Annotated in this window: 14 protein-coding genes; 7 read left to right on the forward strand and 7 right to left on the reverse strand. The window is 67.4% G+C overall.

Going from position 1 to position 14,934, the window contains the following annotated elements:
- The first annotated feature begins 94 nt into the window (after positions 1–94).
- From NF616_RS10735 to NF616_RS10750, 4 genes are all read left to right on the forward strand, one after another.
- A complete protein-coding gene (locus tag NF616_RS10735; RefSeq protein ID WP_252273257.1) occupies positions 95–1,012 on the forward strand; it encodes an AAA family ATPase in 918 nt (305 codons plus the stop codon).
- Positions 1,012–1,971: a DUF58 domain-containing protein gene (locus tag NF616_RS10740; protein WP_434091880.1), complete on the forward strand. Its 960-nt coding sequence runs from the start codon at positions 1,012–1,014 to the stop codon at positions 1,969–1,971. The genes NF616_RS10735 and NF616_RS10740 overlap by 1 nt, the downstream gene beginning before the upstream one ends.
- Positions 1,968–4,004, forward strand: coding sequence for a transglutaminase TgpA family protein (locus NF616_RS10745; RefSeq protein WP_252273259.1), 2,037 nt, complete (start codon positions 1,968–1,970; stop codon positions 4,002–4,004). The genes NF616_RS10740 and NF616_RS10745 overlap by 4 nt, the downstream gene beginning before the upstream one ends.
- Positions 4,005–4,118: 114 nt before the next feature.
- Positions 4,119–4,916, forward strand: a complete 798-nt coding sequence (locus tag NF616_RS10750) for an acyl-CoA thioesterase (RefSeq protein WP_252273260.1) — start codon at positions 4,119–4,121, stop codon at positions 4,914–4,916.
- Here NF616_RS10750 and NF616_RS10755 read toward each other — a convergent pair.
- Positions 4,913–5,716, reverse strand: coding sequence for a TatD family hydrolase (locus NF616_RS10755; RefSeq protein ID WP_252273261.1), 804 nt, complete (start codon positions 5,714–5,716; stop codon positions 4,913–4,915). The genes NF616_RS10750 and NF616_RS10755 overlap by 4 nt on opposite strands.
- 228 nt (positions 5,717–5,944) lie before the next feature.
- Here NF616_RS10755 and NF616_RS10760 point away from each other — a divergent pair, with 228 nt between their 5' ends.
- Positions 5,945–7,351 (forward strand): MltF family protein, encoded by a 1,407-nt coding sequence (locus tag NF616_RS10760; RefSeq protein ID WP_252273262.1) that lies wholly within the window; start codon positions 5,945–5,947, stop codon positions 7,349–7,351.
- Positions 7,352–7,458: 107 nt separating this feature from the next.
- Positions 7,459–7,893, forward strand: coding sequence for a DoxX family protein (locus NF616_RS10765; RefSeq protein WP_252273263.1), 435 nt, complete (start codon positions 7,459–7,461; stop codon positions 7,891–7,893).
- Positions 7,894–7,942: 49 nt separating this feature from the next.
- On the opposite strand, the gene NF616_RS10770 is transcribed toward NF616_RS10765, so the two are convergent.
- The 3 genes from NF616_RS10770 to thpR form a co-directional block, all read right to left on the reverse strand.
- Positions 7,943–8,974 (reverse strand): lipase secretion chaperone, encoded by a 1,032-nt coding sequence (locus tag NF616_RS10770; protein WP_252273264.1) that lies wholly within the window; start codon positions 8,972–8,974, stop codon positions 7,943–7,945.
- Positions 8,975–9,028: 54 nt separating this feature from the next.
- The gene (locus NF616_RS10775; RefSeq protein WP_252273265.1) at positions 9,029–9,970 is read right to left on the reverse strand and encodes a triacylglycerol lipase; all 942 of its coding nucleotides are present in this window, start codon (positions 9,968–9,970) and stop codon (positions 9,029–9,031) included.
- 263 nt (positions 9,971–10,233) lie between these two features.
- Positions 10,234–10,731 carry an RNA 2',3'-cyclic phosphodiesterase gene (gene thpR / locus NF616_RS10780; RefSeq protein ID WP_252273266.1) on the reverse strand — a complete coding sequence of 166 codons (498 nt, stop codon included), beginning with the start codon at positions 10,729–10,731 and terminating at the stop codon, positions 10,234–10,236.
- 166 nt (positions 10,732–10,897) lie between these two features.
- Here thpR and NF616_RS10785 point away from each other — a divergent pair, with 166 nt between their 5' ends.
- Positions 10,898–11,209: a class I SAM-dependent methyltransferase gene (locus NF616_RS10785; RefSeq protein ID WP_252273267.1), complete on the forward strand. Its 312-nt coding sequence runs from the start codon at positions 10,898–10,900 to the stop codon at positions 11,207–11,209.
- Here NF616_RS10785 and greB read toward each other — a convergent pair.
- The 3 genes from greB to NF616_RS10800 are packed head-to-tail and all read right to left on the reverse strand — an operon-like array spanning position 11,196 to position 14,924.
- Positions 11,196–11,708, reverse strand: coding sequence for a transcription elongation factor GreB (greB, locus tag NF616_RS10790; RefSeq protein WP_252273269.1), 513 nt, complete (start codon positions 11,706–11,708; stop codon positions 11,196–11,198). The genes NF616_RS10785 and greB overlap by 14 nt on opposite strands.
- A 40-nt stretch (positions 11,709–11,748) precedes the next feature.
- Entirely contained in the window at positions 11,749–14,241 is a 2,493-nt protein-coding gene (locus NF616_RS10795) for an ABC transporter permease (protein WP_252273270.1), read from the reverse strand.
- The gene (locus NF616_RS10800) at positions 14,241–14,924 is read right to left on the reverse strand and encodes an ABC transporter ATP-binding protein (protein WP_252273271.1); all 684 of its coding nucleotides are present in this window, start codon (positions 14,922–14,924) and stop codon (positions 14,241–14,243) included. Before NF616_RS10800 ends, NF616_RS10795 begins: the two co-directional genes overlap by 1 nt.
- Positions 14,925–14,934: the final 10 nt, after the last annotated feature.

Here is a 14,934-nt window from a genome sequence, read left to right on the forward strand (position 1 = left end):
CACCTACCGCACAGTTTCGTGAGCAACTGTTTCGCGGCGCTTTGCCCCGTCGGCCCCGACCAGTAGCATCCAGGGATCGGAACAGGAGCGAACGATGCGGACGAAACTGGACGCGGTATTGCACGAGGTGAACCAGGTGCTACTGGGCAAGGAGCCGCAGGTGCGCCTGGCGCTGACCTGCCTGCTGGCCCGCGGGCATCTGCTGATCGAAGATCTTCCGGGCATGGGCAAGACCACCCTGAGCCATGCTCTGGCGCGGATTCTCGGGCTGAGCTTCCAGCGCATCCAGTTCACCTCCGACCTGTTGCCCGGCGACATCCTCGGCACCTCGGTGTTCGACAAGGACAGCGGACAGTTCGTCTTCCACCCCGGGCCGATCTTCGCCGAGCTGGTGCTGGCCGACGAGATCAACCGGGCCACGCCGAAGAGCCAGAGCGCGCTGCTGGAGGCGATGGAGGAGGGCCAGGTGACCATCGAGGGCGCCACCCGTCCGCTGCCCGAGCCGTTCTTCGTCATCGCCACGCAAAACCCGGTCAGCTCCGGCGGCACCTTCGCCCTGCCGGAATCGCAGCTGGACCGCTTCCTCATGCGGCTGTCGCTGGGCTATCCGGCCCGCGCCGCCGAGCGCGCATTGCTGCTGGGCGAGGCACGCCGGGAAATTCTGCCGCGCCTGGAGCCGATCCTCGATCATGCCGAGCTGGCGGCGATCCAGGCGCTGATCCCGCAGGTGCGCACCAGCGATGCGCTGGTCGACTACGTGCTGCGCCTGGTCGAGGCCACGCGCAGCGAGCCACAGTTCGCCTGGGGCCTGTCGCCGCGGGCCAGCCTGGCGCTGCTGGCCGCGGCGCGCGCCTGGGCCTTCCTGGCCAACCGCGACTACGTGATTCCCGAGGACGTTCAGGCCGTGCTGCCGGCCGTGGTCGGCCATCGCCTGCGCGAGCGCGCCGACCCGGCCGGCCATGGCGGCGGGGCGCTGGTGCAGTGGCTGCTGCGCGAAGTGCCGGCGGTGTGATGTTGCCGACGTCGCTCAAGGCGCGCTGGCGCCGCTGGGTGGTGCGGCGCATTCCCGCGGCGACCCGGGTGCAGCTGAACCAGCGGCGCATCTTCATCATGCCCGACCGGGTCGGTGCCGCCTTTTCGGTGGTGCTGGTGCTGATGCTGCTGGCCGGCATCAACTACGAGAACAGCCTGGCCTACGGCCTGACCTTTCTGCTGGCGGCGGTGTTCGTTGTCGCCATCCTGCACACCTATCGCAACTTCGCCGGGCTGATCCTCAAGGCGGGCGCCAGCGGTGCCGTGTTCGCCGGCGAACAGGCGCTTTTCCGGGTGCGCCTGGAGAGCGAGGGCCGTGCGCACATGGCCATCGGCCTCGGTTGGCCGCCGCAGCCGCTGCAGCGGATGGACGTGCCGGCCAACGGCCAGCGCGAGTGCGAGCTGAGCCTTCCCGCGCTGCGTCGCGGCTGGTTGCGGCCGGAACGCATGCGCGTGGAGAGCCATTTTCCCCTGGGCATCCTGGTGGCCTGGAGCTGGGTGGATCTGGACCAGGCCGTGCTGGTCTATCCGCGCCCGCTGGAAGGCGATCTGCCGCTGGCCGCCGACGGTGCTGCCGACGAGGAAGAGGAAGGGCGCCGCGCGACTGGGCAGGGCGCCGACGATTATCAGGGCCTGCGCAGCTACCAGCCGGGCGACTCCAAGCGGCGCCTGCACTGGAAGGCCTTTTCCCGCGGCCAGGGGCTGTTGGTAAAGGACTTCGCCGCGCTGGCCGGCCGCGACCTGTGGCTGGACTTCCAGGTGCTCGGCGGCGACGTGGAAACGCGCCTGTCGCGCCTGTGCTACTGGGTGCTGCAACTCGAAGGCCGCCAGCAGGCCTATGGCCTGCGTCTGCCGGGCGTCGAGCTGAGTCCCAGCCACGGCGATGCCCATCGGCAGGCGTGCCTGCGTGCACTGGCGTTGCATGGTGAGCGCGCATGACCCGTTCGCAAACAAAAGCGGCGCAGCCGAGTGCGGTCCAACCGGGTGCGGTCCAACCGATCCCGCGCATCGCCCTGACCTGGCTGTTGGTGGCGCAGGTACTGGTGATCCTGCCGCACCTGCTGCATCTGCCATTCTGGATCGCCGGGCTGTGGCTGTTATGCGCCGGCTGGCGGGTGCAGGTGTTCCGCATGCGCGCGCGTTTCCCCACGGGCATCGAGCGCATTGCGCTGGTGATCGCCACGGGCGCCGCCGCGTTCTTCTCGCGGGGCAGCCTGATCGGCCTGGACGGCGGCGCGCTGCTGCTGGTGGCGACCTTCATCCTCAAGCTGGTGGAATTGCGCAGCCGACGGGACGGGCTGGTGCTGATCTTCCTCGGCTTCTTCGTGGTGGTAACCGGCTACCTGTTCGACGACGGCTTGCTCGCGGCGCTGTACAGCCTGTTGCCGGTGACCGCACTGCTGGCCGCGCTGATCGGCATGCAGCAGAGCGGCATGGCCGAGCGGCCGGGCGCTACCGTCAAGCTGGCGGCTTCGATGATGCTGCAGGCGGTGCCGCTGATGTTGTTGCTGTTTCTGTTCTTTCCGCGGATGGGGCCCTTATGGAGCCTGCCCAACCCTCAGCAGGCGATGACGGGGCTTTCCGACAGCATGGCGCCTGCGGACATCGCCGAGCTGAGCCAGTCGCCCGCGCTGGCATTTCGGGCCAGCTTCGATGGGAAGGTACCCGCGAGGCGAGAGTTGTATTGGCGTGCCTTGACCTTGGAGCATTTCGACGGGCGACGTTGGTCGCAGTCTTGGGGGGCTCAGCAAAGAACGCAGCCCGTATGGTTGAAGCAGGGGCCTTCTGTTAGTTACTCGGTCATCATGCAACCCACGGGTACACAGTGGCTGTTTGCCCTCGACGTCGCGGTGGTCGAACAAAAAGATATCTATCTAATGAGCGATTTCCGCTTGGAGAAAAGGCGTCCAGTCACACAGAACCTGATGTACCAGGTGCGCTCGTGGCCGCAGGCTGTGCGAGAGCCTACCCAGACCAGAGGTATGCTCAGCAGAACCCTGCAGCTTCCTGGTCGAGGGGACCCGCTGAGCCGTGAGTGGGCTGAACAACTGCGACGCGAACACACCGATCCTAAGGGCTTGGTCGAGGCGGTACTCAAGCATTTTAATCAGCAACCATATAGCTACACGCTTAAGCCCCCAACTTTAGGGGACGACAGCATTGACGATTTTCTTTTCCGCACCAAAAAGGGTTTTTGTGCTCATTACGCCGGTGCTATGACCTTTGTTCTCCGCGCGGCAGGGATTCCTGCACGCGTCGTAACGGGTTATCAGGGTGGGGAGTTGAGCCAGAGCGGAGACTACCTCTCCGTCCGCCAGCTCGACGCCCATGCCTGGGTCGAGTACTGGCAGGAAGGGCGCGGCTGGACCAGCGTTGACCCGACCTTTCAGGTCGCGCCGGAGCGCATCGACCTGGGCGCCCAGGACGCGTACTCCGACGACGAGGCCTTCCTCGAGGATTCGCCGTTCTCCCCACTGCGCTATCGCAACGTCGGCTGGATCAACGACCTGCGTCTCGCCTGGGAGAACATCAACTACAGCTGGCAACGCTGGGTGCTGGGCTATCGCAGCGAGCAGCAGCTGGGGTTGTTGCAGCGCCTGTTCGGCTCGCTCAACTGGAAGCGCATGGCCGTGGCGATCGTCGGCGGTGGTGGTCTGCTGCTCGGCCTGCTGGCTCTCTGGCTGTTCAAGCCCTGGCGGCGCGAGCGCGATCCGCAGCAGCGCCAGCTGCGTCGCTTCGAGGCTTTGCTGTTGCGCCACGGTCTGCGGCGCGCCAGGGGCGAGGGCGTTCGCGACTTCGCCGCGCGAGCGGCGGCGCTGATGCCCCGGCAGGCCGACGCGATTACCACCTTCGCCCAGGCCTTCGAGGCTCAGCGCTACGCCGGCGGGGCGAGTGCCCCGCAGGAGCTGCGTCTGCTGCTGCGCCGTCTGCGCCGCGAGCTGCCCTGGCGCGCGGCGACGCGTCGGCAGTAAACCCCCGTCGCAGAGCCGAATGACCGGCAATATCGCCGCTGAATTGGCGGCACTGTCTCTCCCTTCGTCGCGCGCTTTTCTCTAAGCTTCCGTCAGCATGAAAGGAGATTGCGCATGACCTTCGCTGAACTGATCCACGCGGTGCATACGCACTCGCAACACGTTGTCGTCCCAAGCCTGTGGGGCCAGGGCAGGGCCACCTTCGGTGGCCTGGTGGCCGCCATGGTCTACGAGGCCATGCGTCTCAAGGTGCCGGCGGGACGCCCGGTGCGTTCACTGTCGATCACTTTCGTCGGCCCCCTGCTGATGGGCGAGGCGGTGGCGTTCGAGGTAGAGGTACTGCGCGAGGGCAAGTCCGTGGTCCAGGTGGTGGGCCGCGCGGTGCAGAACGGCGCGGTGGTGGCGATGGCCCAGGGCAGCTTCGGCGCTTCGCGCGAGTCGTCGGTGCGCGTCGAGGCCGAGCCGGCGCCCGCCATGAAGGCGGTTGAAGAGTGCCAGGAACTGCCTTACGTGGCCGGCGTCACTCCCGAGTTCACCCGTTTCCTGGCCATGCGCTGGGGCGAGGGCGGCATGCCCTTCAGCAGCAATCCTTCGCGCCACATGGGTGGCTGGGTGCGTCTGCGCAGCGACGTCAGCCGCGACCGGGTGACCGAGGCCCATCTGCTCGCTCTGGTCGACGCCTGGCCGCCGGCCGTGCTGTCGCACCTGAGCAAGCCGGCTCCTGGCAGTTCGCTGACCTGGACCATCGAGTTCGTCCACCCGATTCCCAACCTGACCACCCATGACTGGTGCCTGTACCGCGCCGAAATCGAGCATGCCGCCGATGGCTACGGTCACATCGCCGCTCGCCTGTGGACCCCGGACGGCCAGTTGCTGGCGCTGAGCCGGCAGACCACCACGGTGTTCGACTAGCGCGCAGGCAGGCCGAAGAAGGCACGGGCGGTCGCGGTGGTGTGCGCGGCCAGGGCCTCCTGGCTCTCGCCGCGGTGCAGCGCGACTTCGCGCAACACCTCGGTGAGAAAAGCCGGCTCGTTGTGCCCGCTCTTCGGCTTGGGCCGCAGGCTGCGCGGCAACAGGTAGGGTGCGTCGCTCTCCAGCATCAGGCGACCGGCCGGGATGTCGCGCATCAGCGGATGCAGATGGGTGCCGCGGCGCTCGTCGCAGATCCAGCCGGTGATGCCGATGTGCAGATCGAGATCGAGATAGCCGTACAGCGTCGCCTTCTCGCCGGTGAAGCAATGCACCACGGCGGCCGGCAGGTGATCGCGGAAAGGGCGGAGAATGGCGAGGAGCCGCTCCCCGGCCTCGCGCTCGTGGAGAAACACCGGCATCTGCAGTTCGACCGCCAGCTCCAGCTGTTCTTCCAGGGCCTTCTCCTGCTGCGCGCGGGGCGACAAGTCGCGATTGAAGTCCAGCCCGCACTCGCCCACTGCACGTACCGGTGCTTCACCCAGAAGGGCGCGTAGCTGACGGGCGGTGTCTGCGCTCCATTGATCGGCGTCGTGAGGATGTACGCCGGCCGTGCTGAACAGCTGTGTGCCGCCCTCGTCCAGCTCACGGCAGAACGCCAGCGCTTTCTCGCTCTCCTCTAGGCTGGTGCCGGTCAGGACCATCTGGCAGACGCCGGCCGCGCGGGCCCGTTCGAGTATCGCCTCACGCTCCCGCGCGAGGCTGGGATGGGTCAGATTGACGCCGATGTCGATGAGTTGCATGGTGCTACCTCAAAGCCGAGCGGGGCAGCATATCAGAGCCTGCCTTCGCGCTATAAAACAAGAAATAACAGGGAGTTAAACATGCTTGTTGATGCTTCCCGTCAGCTCGGGCTGGCGCGTTGAAGGCCGCTGTGCCAACCTCCGCGCCCCTCGCCACGGAACCATCCGTCGGCGGGCTGCTCTCAGACGACCGGGCTCATTCTTGACCTGGTTCCACCCGGAGGCCCGATGACGCGAGCGCTGCTGCTCCTGCTCTGCTTGCTGGCGACGCTGCCGGCTCAGGCGCGCCTGAGCGCCCTGGGCGGCAACCTGCCACAGGCCGGCAGTCAGCGCGACCTGGCGGAGATCCGCAAGAGCGGCGAGCTGCGCGTGCTGGTCAACCAGAGCCGCGACAGCTCCGGCGAGATCAAGGGCCAGGCCATCGGCATCGAATACCAGCGCCTGCGCGCCTTCGGCCAGTACCTCAACCGCAACGCCCGCGACGGGCGCGAGCTGCGCCTGAAGATCATCCCCAAACCCAAGGACCAGCTGGTCGCCGCGTTGCAGAAGGGCCAGGGCGATCTGGTCGCGCCCGGTGAGCTGCTCGAGGCCCATCCGGGGCTGGGCATCAGTGCCAGCACGGCGATTCGCCGCGACGTGGCGCTGGTGGTGGTCGGCAACCGCGGCAATCGTCACTACCGCCGTCTGGAGGACATGTCCGGGCGCAGCCTGACGTTGCCGGTGGGCAGCGCCGTGCGCGATGCGCTGCGCGACGTCAATCAGCGCCTGGCGCAGCGCGGCAAGCCGCCGATCGTGGTGGAGTGGGCCGATCCCAGCCTCGCGGTCGAGGATGTGCTGGAGATGGTGCAGGCGGGCATCTATCCCTGGACGTCCGTGGAGTTGCCGATCGCCGAGCGCTGGCAGAAGGTGATGCCGCGGCTGCGCATCGAGCGCCATCTGGTGGTGGGCGAAGAGGGCGACATGAGCTGGTTCGTGCGCCGCGGATCGCCCATGCTGCGCGCCAGCATCGACCGCTTCCTCGATGGCTACCGAACGCCTGGCGACCAGGACTCGGCGTTCCAGCGCATCTATCGGCGTTCCTACAAGGTACGCAATCCCACGGCCCGTGCCGACCGTCAGCGCCTGGAGCGGGTACGCAGCGTGCTGCAGAAGCACGGCGGCAAGCAGGATCTCGACTGGCTGCAGCTGGCGGCGGTGGCCTACAAGGAGTCCACGCTGAACCCGGCGGCGCGCGGTGCCTCCGGGGCCACCGGGCTGATGCAGATCACGCCTGCGGCGGCGCGCAGCGTGGGCGTCGGCAATATCCAGGCGCTGGACAACAACGTGCTGGCCGCCACTCGCTACATGGCACTCATCCGTCGCGAATTCTTCGCCAGCCGGCAGATCGCCGAGAGCGAGCGCATGGCCTTCGTGCTGGCTGCGTACAACATGGGACCGCAGCGGGTGCAGGGCCTGCGTGCGGAAGCCCGCCGGCGCGGCCTCGATGCCAATCGCTGGTTCTTCCAGGTCGAGCGCGTGGCCGCGGAGCAGCTTGGCATGGGCGTGGTCAGCTACGTCAACGCGGTGAACAAGTACTACCTGGCCTATGATCGCGAACGCTACCTGCTGGACCCAACGATCGGTGGCTCGAAATAAATCTATTTATTCGATTGGATTGAGCGCTTATTTGCGCTTTCAAGATCGTAAATTTCGAATAATATGTGCCTCACACACACCACATCTCCTCCACAAGGACCTGGCACATGAGCAACCTGATCACCCGACTGATGTCCTCCAACGCCGGCTACGGCATCACCCTGCTGCGCATCGTCACCGGCTTCACCTTCGCCGCCCATGGCGCGCAAAAACTGTTCGGCTGGTTCGGCGGTTACGGTCTGGAAGGCGTCGGGCAGTGGATGGAAAGCATCGGCCTCACCCCGGGCTACCTGATGGCCGCACTGGCCGGCAGCGCCGAGTTCTTCGGCGGCCTGGCCCTGGTGGTCGGCCTGCTGGTGCGTCCGGCGGCGGTGTCCCTGTTGATCGCCATGGTGGTGGCCGCGGCCACCGTGCACTGGGCCAACGGTTTCTTCATCACCAGCAACGGCTTCGAATACGCCATGATCCTCGGCCTGATCAGCGCGGTACTGGTCATCGAAGGCGCCGGCAAGCTGTCTCTGGATCGCGCCATCGCCCGCTGAGCCTCATCCTGCTGCAGTCAAAGGCCCGCCATCGCGGGCCTTTTCACATTCAGAGTTTTTTCTCACGGCTTTCGGCCAGTTGCTCCGCGGCCTCCAGACGCAGGCGCTCGCGCTCGTCGAAACGTTCCTGCGCGAGGCTGGCGATGGCCGTGCGGCGGTCGTCCTCGCTCAAGCCCCCATTGGCTTCGATCCGCGCCTTTTCCCGGCGGTACTCGTCGAGACGCTGTTGCCACTGCTGGCGACGCTGGTCCAGCGCCTCCAAACGCGCGGTGGCTTCGGCACCGACCAGTTGCAGGCGCAACTGCTGAATCTGCGTCGGGCTTGCGCCCTGGGCCTGCAGCGCGGCGGTCTGCTGGCGCAGCTCGGCCTGCAGTTGTGGCGCGGCCATTTCCTGCAGCTCCTGCGGCAGGCCGGCGCGCAGCCGATCCATCGCCTCGGTCTTCTCCTGGTCACTCAGCGAGCGGTCGTGGCGGATCGCCAGGCGCTGCAGGGTGAACTGGTTGTAGGCCTCCTCCTGGGCGAAGAAGGCGCGATGCGCCTCGGGGCTGAAGATGCCGGCGCGCAAACCCTGCACCGCCATTTCGCGCTGGCGCATGGCCTCCAGGCTGGCCATCTGCGGCAGGTCCTTTTCCAGCTGGATCAACTGGCGCTTGTAGTCCAGATACTGCTCCAGCAGGGCCAGGGCCTGGCCCTCGGCAGGTTCGTCGAGCTGGCTGCGGATGTAAGCCTGCAGGCGATCGACGCTGGCCTTGATGCTCTCCTCGCCATAGGCGCTGAGGAAGTAGTCGAAGATGCGCCGGATATCCATGCTGATCAGCAGGTTGCCGGCCTCGTCGAGGCGGAACTGGCCGTCGACCTCGGTGCCGGCGAAGGAGGGCGGCAGTGGGGCGATGTCGGCGGTCAGCGCCGACGGCGGCGGAGCGCCGCTCTCCGGTTGCGGCGGTGCCATCGGCTCGGGCGTCGCCGTGGGTGTCGGGCGTGGCGCTTTGGGCTGGTGGGTTTCGATGGGGTTTAAGTACAGGGTCGCGGCAATGCCGGCCCCGATCAGCAGTGGCACGGTCAGGAGCAGGGGCTTGTTCACGGCGGGACTCGGCAGGAGAAAAACATCGGGGCCCGACGGGCCCCGATTCGTGGCTCAGAGGCCGGCCATCTTCAGGCGGTTGGCCTGCTGACGATACACGGTGACCGGGTCGGTCTCGAACAGGCTGGTGAGGCCGAAGGTCTGGTTGACCTCGTCCAGGTGGTTCATCCGGTAGTTGTCGCGGATCACCTTGCCCAGGTGGGAGCTGCAACGACCGACCAGGCCATCGTTGGGCTCGTCGAAGGTCAGGGAGCTCGCGCCCATCAGCAGGTCGCTGACGTCGAGGAAGTTGGTCAGCGGGCTGGTGCCGCTCCACGAGTAGTAGGCGACGCCGTTGACCTTGTAGGCGCCTTCGCCGCAGGCGCTGGTCGGAATGCCCTGCGGGTACTTGGCGTTGAACACCGCCGCCCCCTGGCTGTTGAGCGACTCGAGGGAGCCGAGGGAATTCTGCGGCGCATCGCTCGGGCTGCCGGAGAGGAAGTTGATCAGCGTGCCCAGGCCATTGACGATGCCGGCGAGCAGCGCTTCGCCAGCGGAGCCCGGCGGGATCTGGCGCAGGAAGTCGGCGGTGTCCGAACCCTTGTGAGGCGCGCCGACGCTGGTGACCGAGGCGACCAGGTCCGGGCGGATGGCGGCGACGTAGCGCACGGTGGGGCCACCATGGCTATGGCCGACCAGATTGACCTTGCCCTTGCCGCTGATGGCGGCGATTTCTTCCACCTGGTCGAGCAGCTCTTCGCCGCGCAGTTCGGAAGTGTTCAGCTGGCTGACTTCGGTGATGTAGACGCTGGCGCCGTCCGAACGCAGCGAGGAGGGAATGCCGTACCAGTAGTCGACGCCGAGTATGCTGTCGAAACCCAGCATGCCGTGGGTCAGCACGATCGGATACTTGGTCTTGGTGTAGCCGGTGGAGCCGAACAGGCCGGCATTGGCGTGGCCGGCCAGCAGGAGGCTGGTTCCGACACAGAGGGCGAGCAGGGTCTTCTTATTATTCATGTAGCGCTCTCGAACGGTGGGGTAGGCAGTGATCCGTCCTTGCGTCAGCCGTCCACTTCCTTCCTGGAACTGGTACTGCAGCCGGCGAATCGGGGCAGGATCTATGCCAATTCCAGCAATTTTAGAACGAAGGCTCTAAACGGCCGTTTGCGACGCAGGCCCCGTGAACCGGGCTTTGCCGCTGCGCTGGGTATTGTTACCGGGAGAAACAGCCACGCCCCCTCGCGGGGAGGGCGACGGTCCGGGGCACGTCTGTTCGGCGCTCAGCCCAGCGGCCAGCGGGACAGCGGCAGGTATCGGCCCTGCTCGGAGCGGTAGAGCACCAGCTCGTCCGCTCGCCAGGAGAAAACGGGGCAGTCGGAGCGTTCGGGACGGGAGCTCTCGCGCGCCAGGGTTAGGTGCGGGCGGTAGGTGCGCGGCTCGACCGGCAGGCCGTTCCCGAGCAACAGGGCATTGAGCCCCTCGACCAACCTCGGCAACCGCTCGGGCACTCGGCCAGGGGCGAGATGGAGCAAGCCGCCGTGCCAGCAGTCGAGGCGATCCAGCTCAAGCTCGAAGGACAGTTCGGTCAGAGGCAGCTGCGGTGGCAGTTGCTGCAGGAGCGCCAGACGCTCCTCGGGCTGATGGCCCAGGAAAGCCAGGGTCAGGTGCAGATTGGCCGTCGGTACGAGCCGTCCGCTGAAGGCTCGGCTGCGCCGCCAGGCGTCGATCTGCGTGGCGACAGCGGGCGGACAGGGCAGGGCGAAGAACAGTCGCAGCATGGGCTTACCTTGACAGCATCGGGTGGCATTCCTAGGATCGCACCCCATGGCGCCGATTTAAGAGCAACTTGCGGGGCGCCGCCCGGTTGGGCGAATACCGCTAAAGCGCTGGCCGGTGTCGCCTCCCACCGCAGTCCGGCGGGATTACGAGGCTGAGACTGCATCCATGAGTTGCTCGCGCACCCATCTGTATTTTTCCCCCCTGCCGCGTACCGCGGTCAATCGCCATCCGCATGTTCTGCTGGTCGGCAGCCATCAGCCCCGTTTGCTAAAGAGCCTGGAAGGCTGGCCCAAGCATTGGCCGGGCGCACGCAATTTCCTGATCCGCTTTGCCGACGCTCAGGCGCAGGAGTTGGCACGTTTGCCGGCGGACGCCTTCGATCTGGTGGTGGTGGGCGCCGAAGCGCGCCCGGTGAACCACGAGCTGATCGGCCAGCTGGTGCGCGTCGCTCGTCAGGGCCTGATCAGCCTGCGCTGAACCCGGGATAGTCGATGGCGGTGATGTAGAACGCCTGCTCGCCGCCGGGCGTCTGCACCCGTACTTCGGCGTCCAGCGCCTTGCCGACCAGAGCGCGAGCCAAGGGCGAGTCGATGCTGATCAGCCCCTGGCGGAGATCCAGCTCGTCGGGGCCGACGATGCGGTAGCGCGACTCGGCGCCATCGTCGTCTTCCAGGGTCACCCAGGCGCCGAAGTAGACTTTGTTCGGGTCGGCCGGGCGGGCGTCCACCACCTTCAGGTTTTCCAGACGCTTGGTGAGGAAGCGCACGCGGCTGTCGATTTCGCGCAGCATCTTCTTACCGTAGATGTACTCGGCGTTCTCCGAGCGGTCGCCAAGCGCCGCGGCCTCGCTGACCGCCTGGGTCACCTGGGGCCGGCGCACGTGCCACAGCTCATGCAATTCGGCGCGCAGGCGCGCCTCGCCTTCGGGAGTGATCAGCGGGGTGCCGGCGGTGCGGGGCGGACGATAACGGCTCATGGTGCTCGCGAGGTCTTGAGGTCGGGCGATTCTAGCAAGCTCAGACTTCGCGCAGCACGGTCAGCGGCGAGGCATTCAGCGCGCGCCGCGTGCCCCAGACGCCAGCTCCGCCCACCAGCAGTGCGCCGATCAGCGGCAATAGCAGCAGCCAGGGATGTGGCTGCCACTCCAGCTCCAGCGCGTAGCGATAGAGCAGGAAGCTGGCCAGTTCGGTGCCGACCGCCGCCAGCAGGCCGCTGCCGGCGCCGAGCAGACCGAACTCGGCGCGCCGAGCGCGCAGTAGCAAACGCCGCTCGGCGCCCAGCGCACGCAGCAGCGCGCCCTGGCGCAGGCGCTCGTCGAGGGTCGCCTGCAGGCCGGCGAACAGCACGGTGAGGCCGGCGGCGAGGACGAACAGCAGCACGTACTCCACCGCAATGCTGACCTGGGCCATGATGCTGCGCAGCTGCTCCAGCAACGCCTCGACCTGCAACAGGGTGACGGCCGGGAACTGCCGCGACAGCGCCACCAGTTGCTGCTCGCTCTGCGGCGGCAGATAGAAGCTGGTCAGGTAGGTGGCGGGCAGGTCCTGCAGGGTGCCCGGCTCGAAGATCATGTAGAAGTTCGGCTGGAAGCTGTCCCACTCCACTTGGCGCAGGCTGCTGACCCGTGCCTTGCGTTCCATGCCGCCGACGCTGAAGGTCAGCTCGTCGCCGAGCTTCAGGCCCAGGCTTTCGGCCAATTCCGACTCGACCGAGACGCCGGGGCGTTCGGCCTCTGGCAGCACGTCCCACCATTGTCCGCTCAGCAGCTGGTTGCCGTCTGGCAGCGACGCCGCCCAGGTCAGGCTCAGGTCGCGCTGGATGGCGCGCTCACCGCGGCTGTCCTTGCTGACGATGTCGCGCACCGGCTCGCCGTTGATCAGGGTCAGGCGCCCGGCGACTATCGGGTAGAGCGGCGCCGGGTGCGGCGACAGCTGGGCGAGACGTGCCGCGAAGGCCTCACGCTCTTCCGGCAGCACATTGAGGGCGAAGTGGTTCGGCGCCTGATCGGGCAACTGGTCCTGCCAGGTGTCGAGCAGTTCACCACGCAGCAGCGCGATCAGCGCCATGGCCAGCAGAATCAGGCCGAAGGCCAGCGACTGGCCGGCGGCGGCGAGCGGATGGCGCAACAGCTGGCCGAGGCCGAGACGCCAGGGCAGCGAGGCGCGCGCCAACAATCGACGCAGGGCGTTCATGCCGAGCAGCAACGCACCGCCGAGTAGCAGCGCGGCGAGCACACCACCGCCGAGCAGGCCGAGAGTCAGCTTCAGGTCCAGGCTCAGGCGCCACATGATCAGGCCCAGCGCGGCCAGCGCGGCGCCATACACCAGCCAGGAGCTGGGCGGCACCGGCAACAGATCGCGGCGCAGTACGCGCAGCGGCGGAACACGACCGAGGGCCGCGAGGGGCGGCAGGGCGAAACCGGCCAGCGCCACCAGGCCGGTGGCCATGCCGGCCAGCGCGGGCAGCAGACCGCCAGGCGGCACGCCGGAGGGCAGCAGGCCCTGCAGCAGCTTGAACAGCACCAACTGGCCGACCCAGCCGAGCAGCGCACCGGCCAGGCTGGCCATCAGGCCGAGCATGGCCAGTTGCAAGCCGAACAGGCCCAGCGCCTCGCGTCGAGACAGGCCGAGGCAGCGCAACAGTGCGCTGGCGTCGAAGCGGCGAGCGGCGAAGCGGGTGGCGGAGAGGGCGACGGCCACACCGGCCAGCAGCACGGCGGCAAGGCTGGCGAGGTTCAGGTAGCGCTCGGCACGCCCCAGCGCGCCGCCGATCTGGCGATTGCCGTCGCGGGCGTCTTCCAGGCGCTGGTGCGGGGCGAGCTCTTGTTCCATGTCCTGGCGATAGCGGGCGAGGGTGTCGCTGTCGCCACGCCACAGCTCGCGATAGCGCACCCGGCTGCCCGGTTGCACCACGCCGGTGGAGGCCAGGTCCTCCAGGTTGATCAGCACGCGCGGGGTAAGGCTGTAGAAATCGCCGGCGCGGTCCGGCTCGTGGGTCAGCACCCGGGTCAGGCGCAGCTGGCGGTTGCCGACCTCGATGCTCTGGCCGACCTTCAGGTCCAGCGCGGCGAACAGTCGTGACTCGGCCCAGGCCTCCCCGGGTTGCGGACCGCCGCCGGGACGGTCGGCGGCATAGGGCTCGGCCGCGCTCTTCAATTCGCCCCGCAGCGGATAGTTGCCGCTGGCAGCCTTGATGCTGGCCAGCTGGATACCCTGGTCGCCGGCGATGACACTGGCGAATTCCACTACCTGGGCATGCTCCAGCCCCAGTTTGCGGCCGGCCTCGATCTGCTCGGGGGCCGCCGGTGCGCTGCCGCCCAGTACCAGGTCGGCACCGAGGAACTCGGTGGCGCGCAGCAGCATGGCGCCGTTGAGGCGCGCGCCGAAATAGCCGATGGCGGTGCTGGCGGCCACGGCCACCAGCAGGGCGAAGAACAGGACGCGCAGTTCGCCGGCGCGGGAGTCGCGCAACAACTGGCGCCAGGCGAGGACGAAGAGGCGGGCGATCATCAGGGCTCGACGCTCTCGACCAGGTGCCCGGCTTCCAGGCGGATCAGCCGGCGGCAGCGGTGGGCCAGACGCTCGTCATGGGTGACCAGCACCAGGGTGGTGCCGCGCTCCTGGTTGAGCTCGAAGAGCAGATCGCTGATGCGCTCGCCGGTGTGGCTGTCGAGGTTGCCAGTCGGCTCGTCGGCGAACAGGATCGCCGGCTCCGCGGCGAAGGCGCGGGCGATGGCCACGCGCTGTTGCTCGCCTCCGGAGAGTTGACGGGGATAGTGACCGAAGCGCTGGCCCAGGCCGACCCGCTCCAGCAAGCTCGCGGCGCGCTGGCGGGCATCGCGACGACCCTCCAGCTCCAGCGGCAGCATGACGTTCTCCAGCGCGTTGAGATTGTCCAGTAACTGGAACGACTGGAAGACGAAGCCGACATGCTCGGCGCGCACCCGGGCGCGACTGTCCTCGTCCATGGCTTGCAGTGCATGACCGCTTAGCTCGACCTCGCCGGCGCTCGGCAAATCGAGCCCTGCCAGCAGGCCGAGCAGAGTGGATTTGCCCGAACCTGAGCTGCCGACGATGGCCAGGCTGTCGCCGGCGGCGAGATCGAGGGAGAGGTCGTGGAGGATGGCCAGCTCGCCTTCCGTGCTGGGAACCACTTTGCTAAGGTGCCGCGCAGTGAGAATGCTTGCGCTCATGGAGAGTCCG

It is taken from the genome of Pseudomonas subflava, assembly GCF_023823685.1.
Classification (GTDB): domain Bacteria; phylum Pseudomonadota; class Gammaproteobacteria; order Pseudomonadales; family Pseudomonadaceae; genus Aquipseudomonas; species Aquipseudomonas subflava.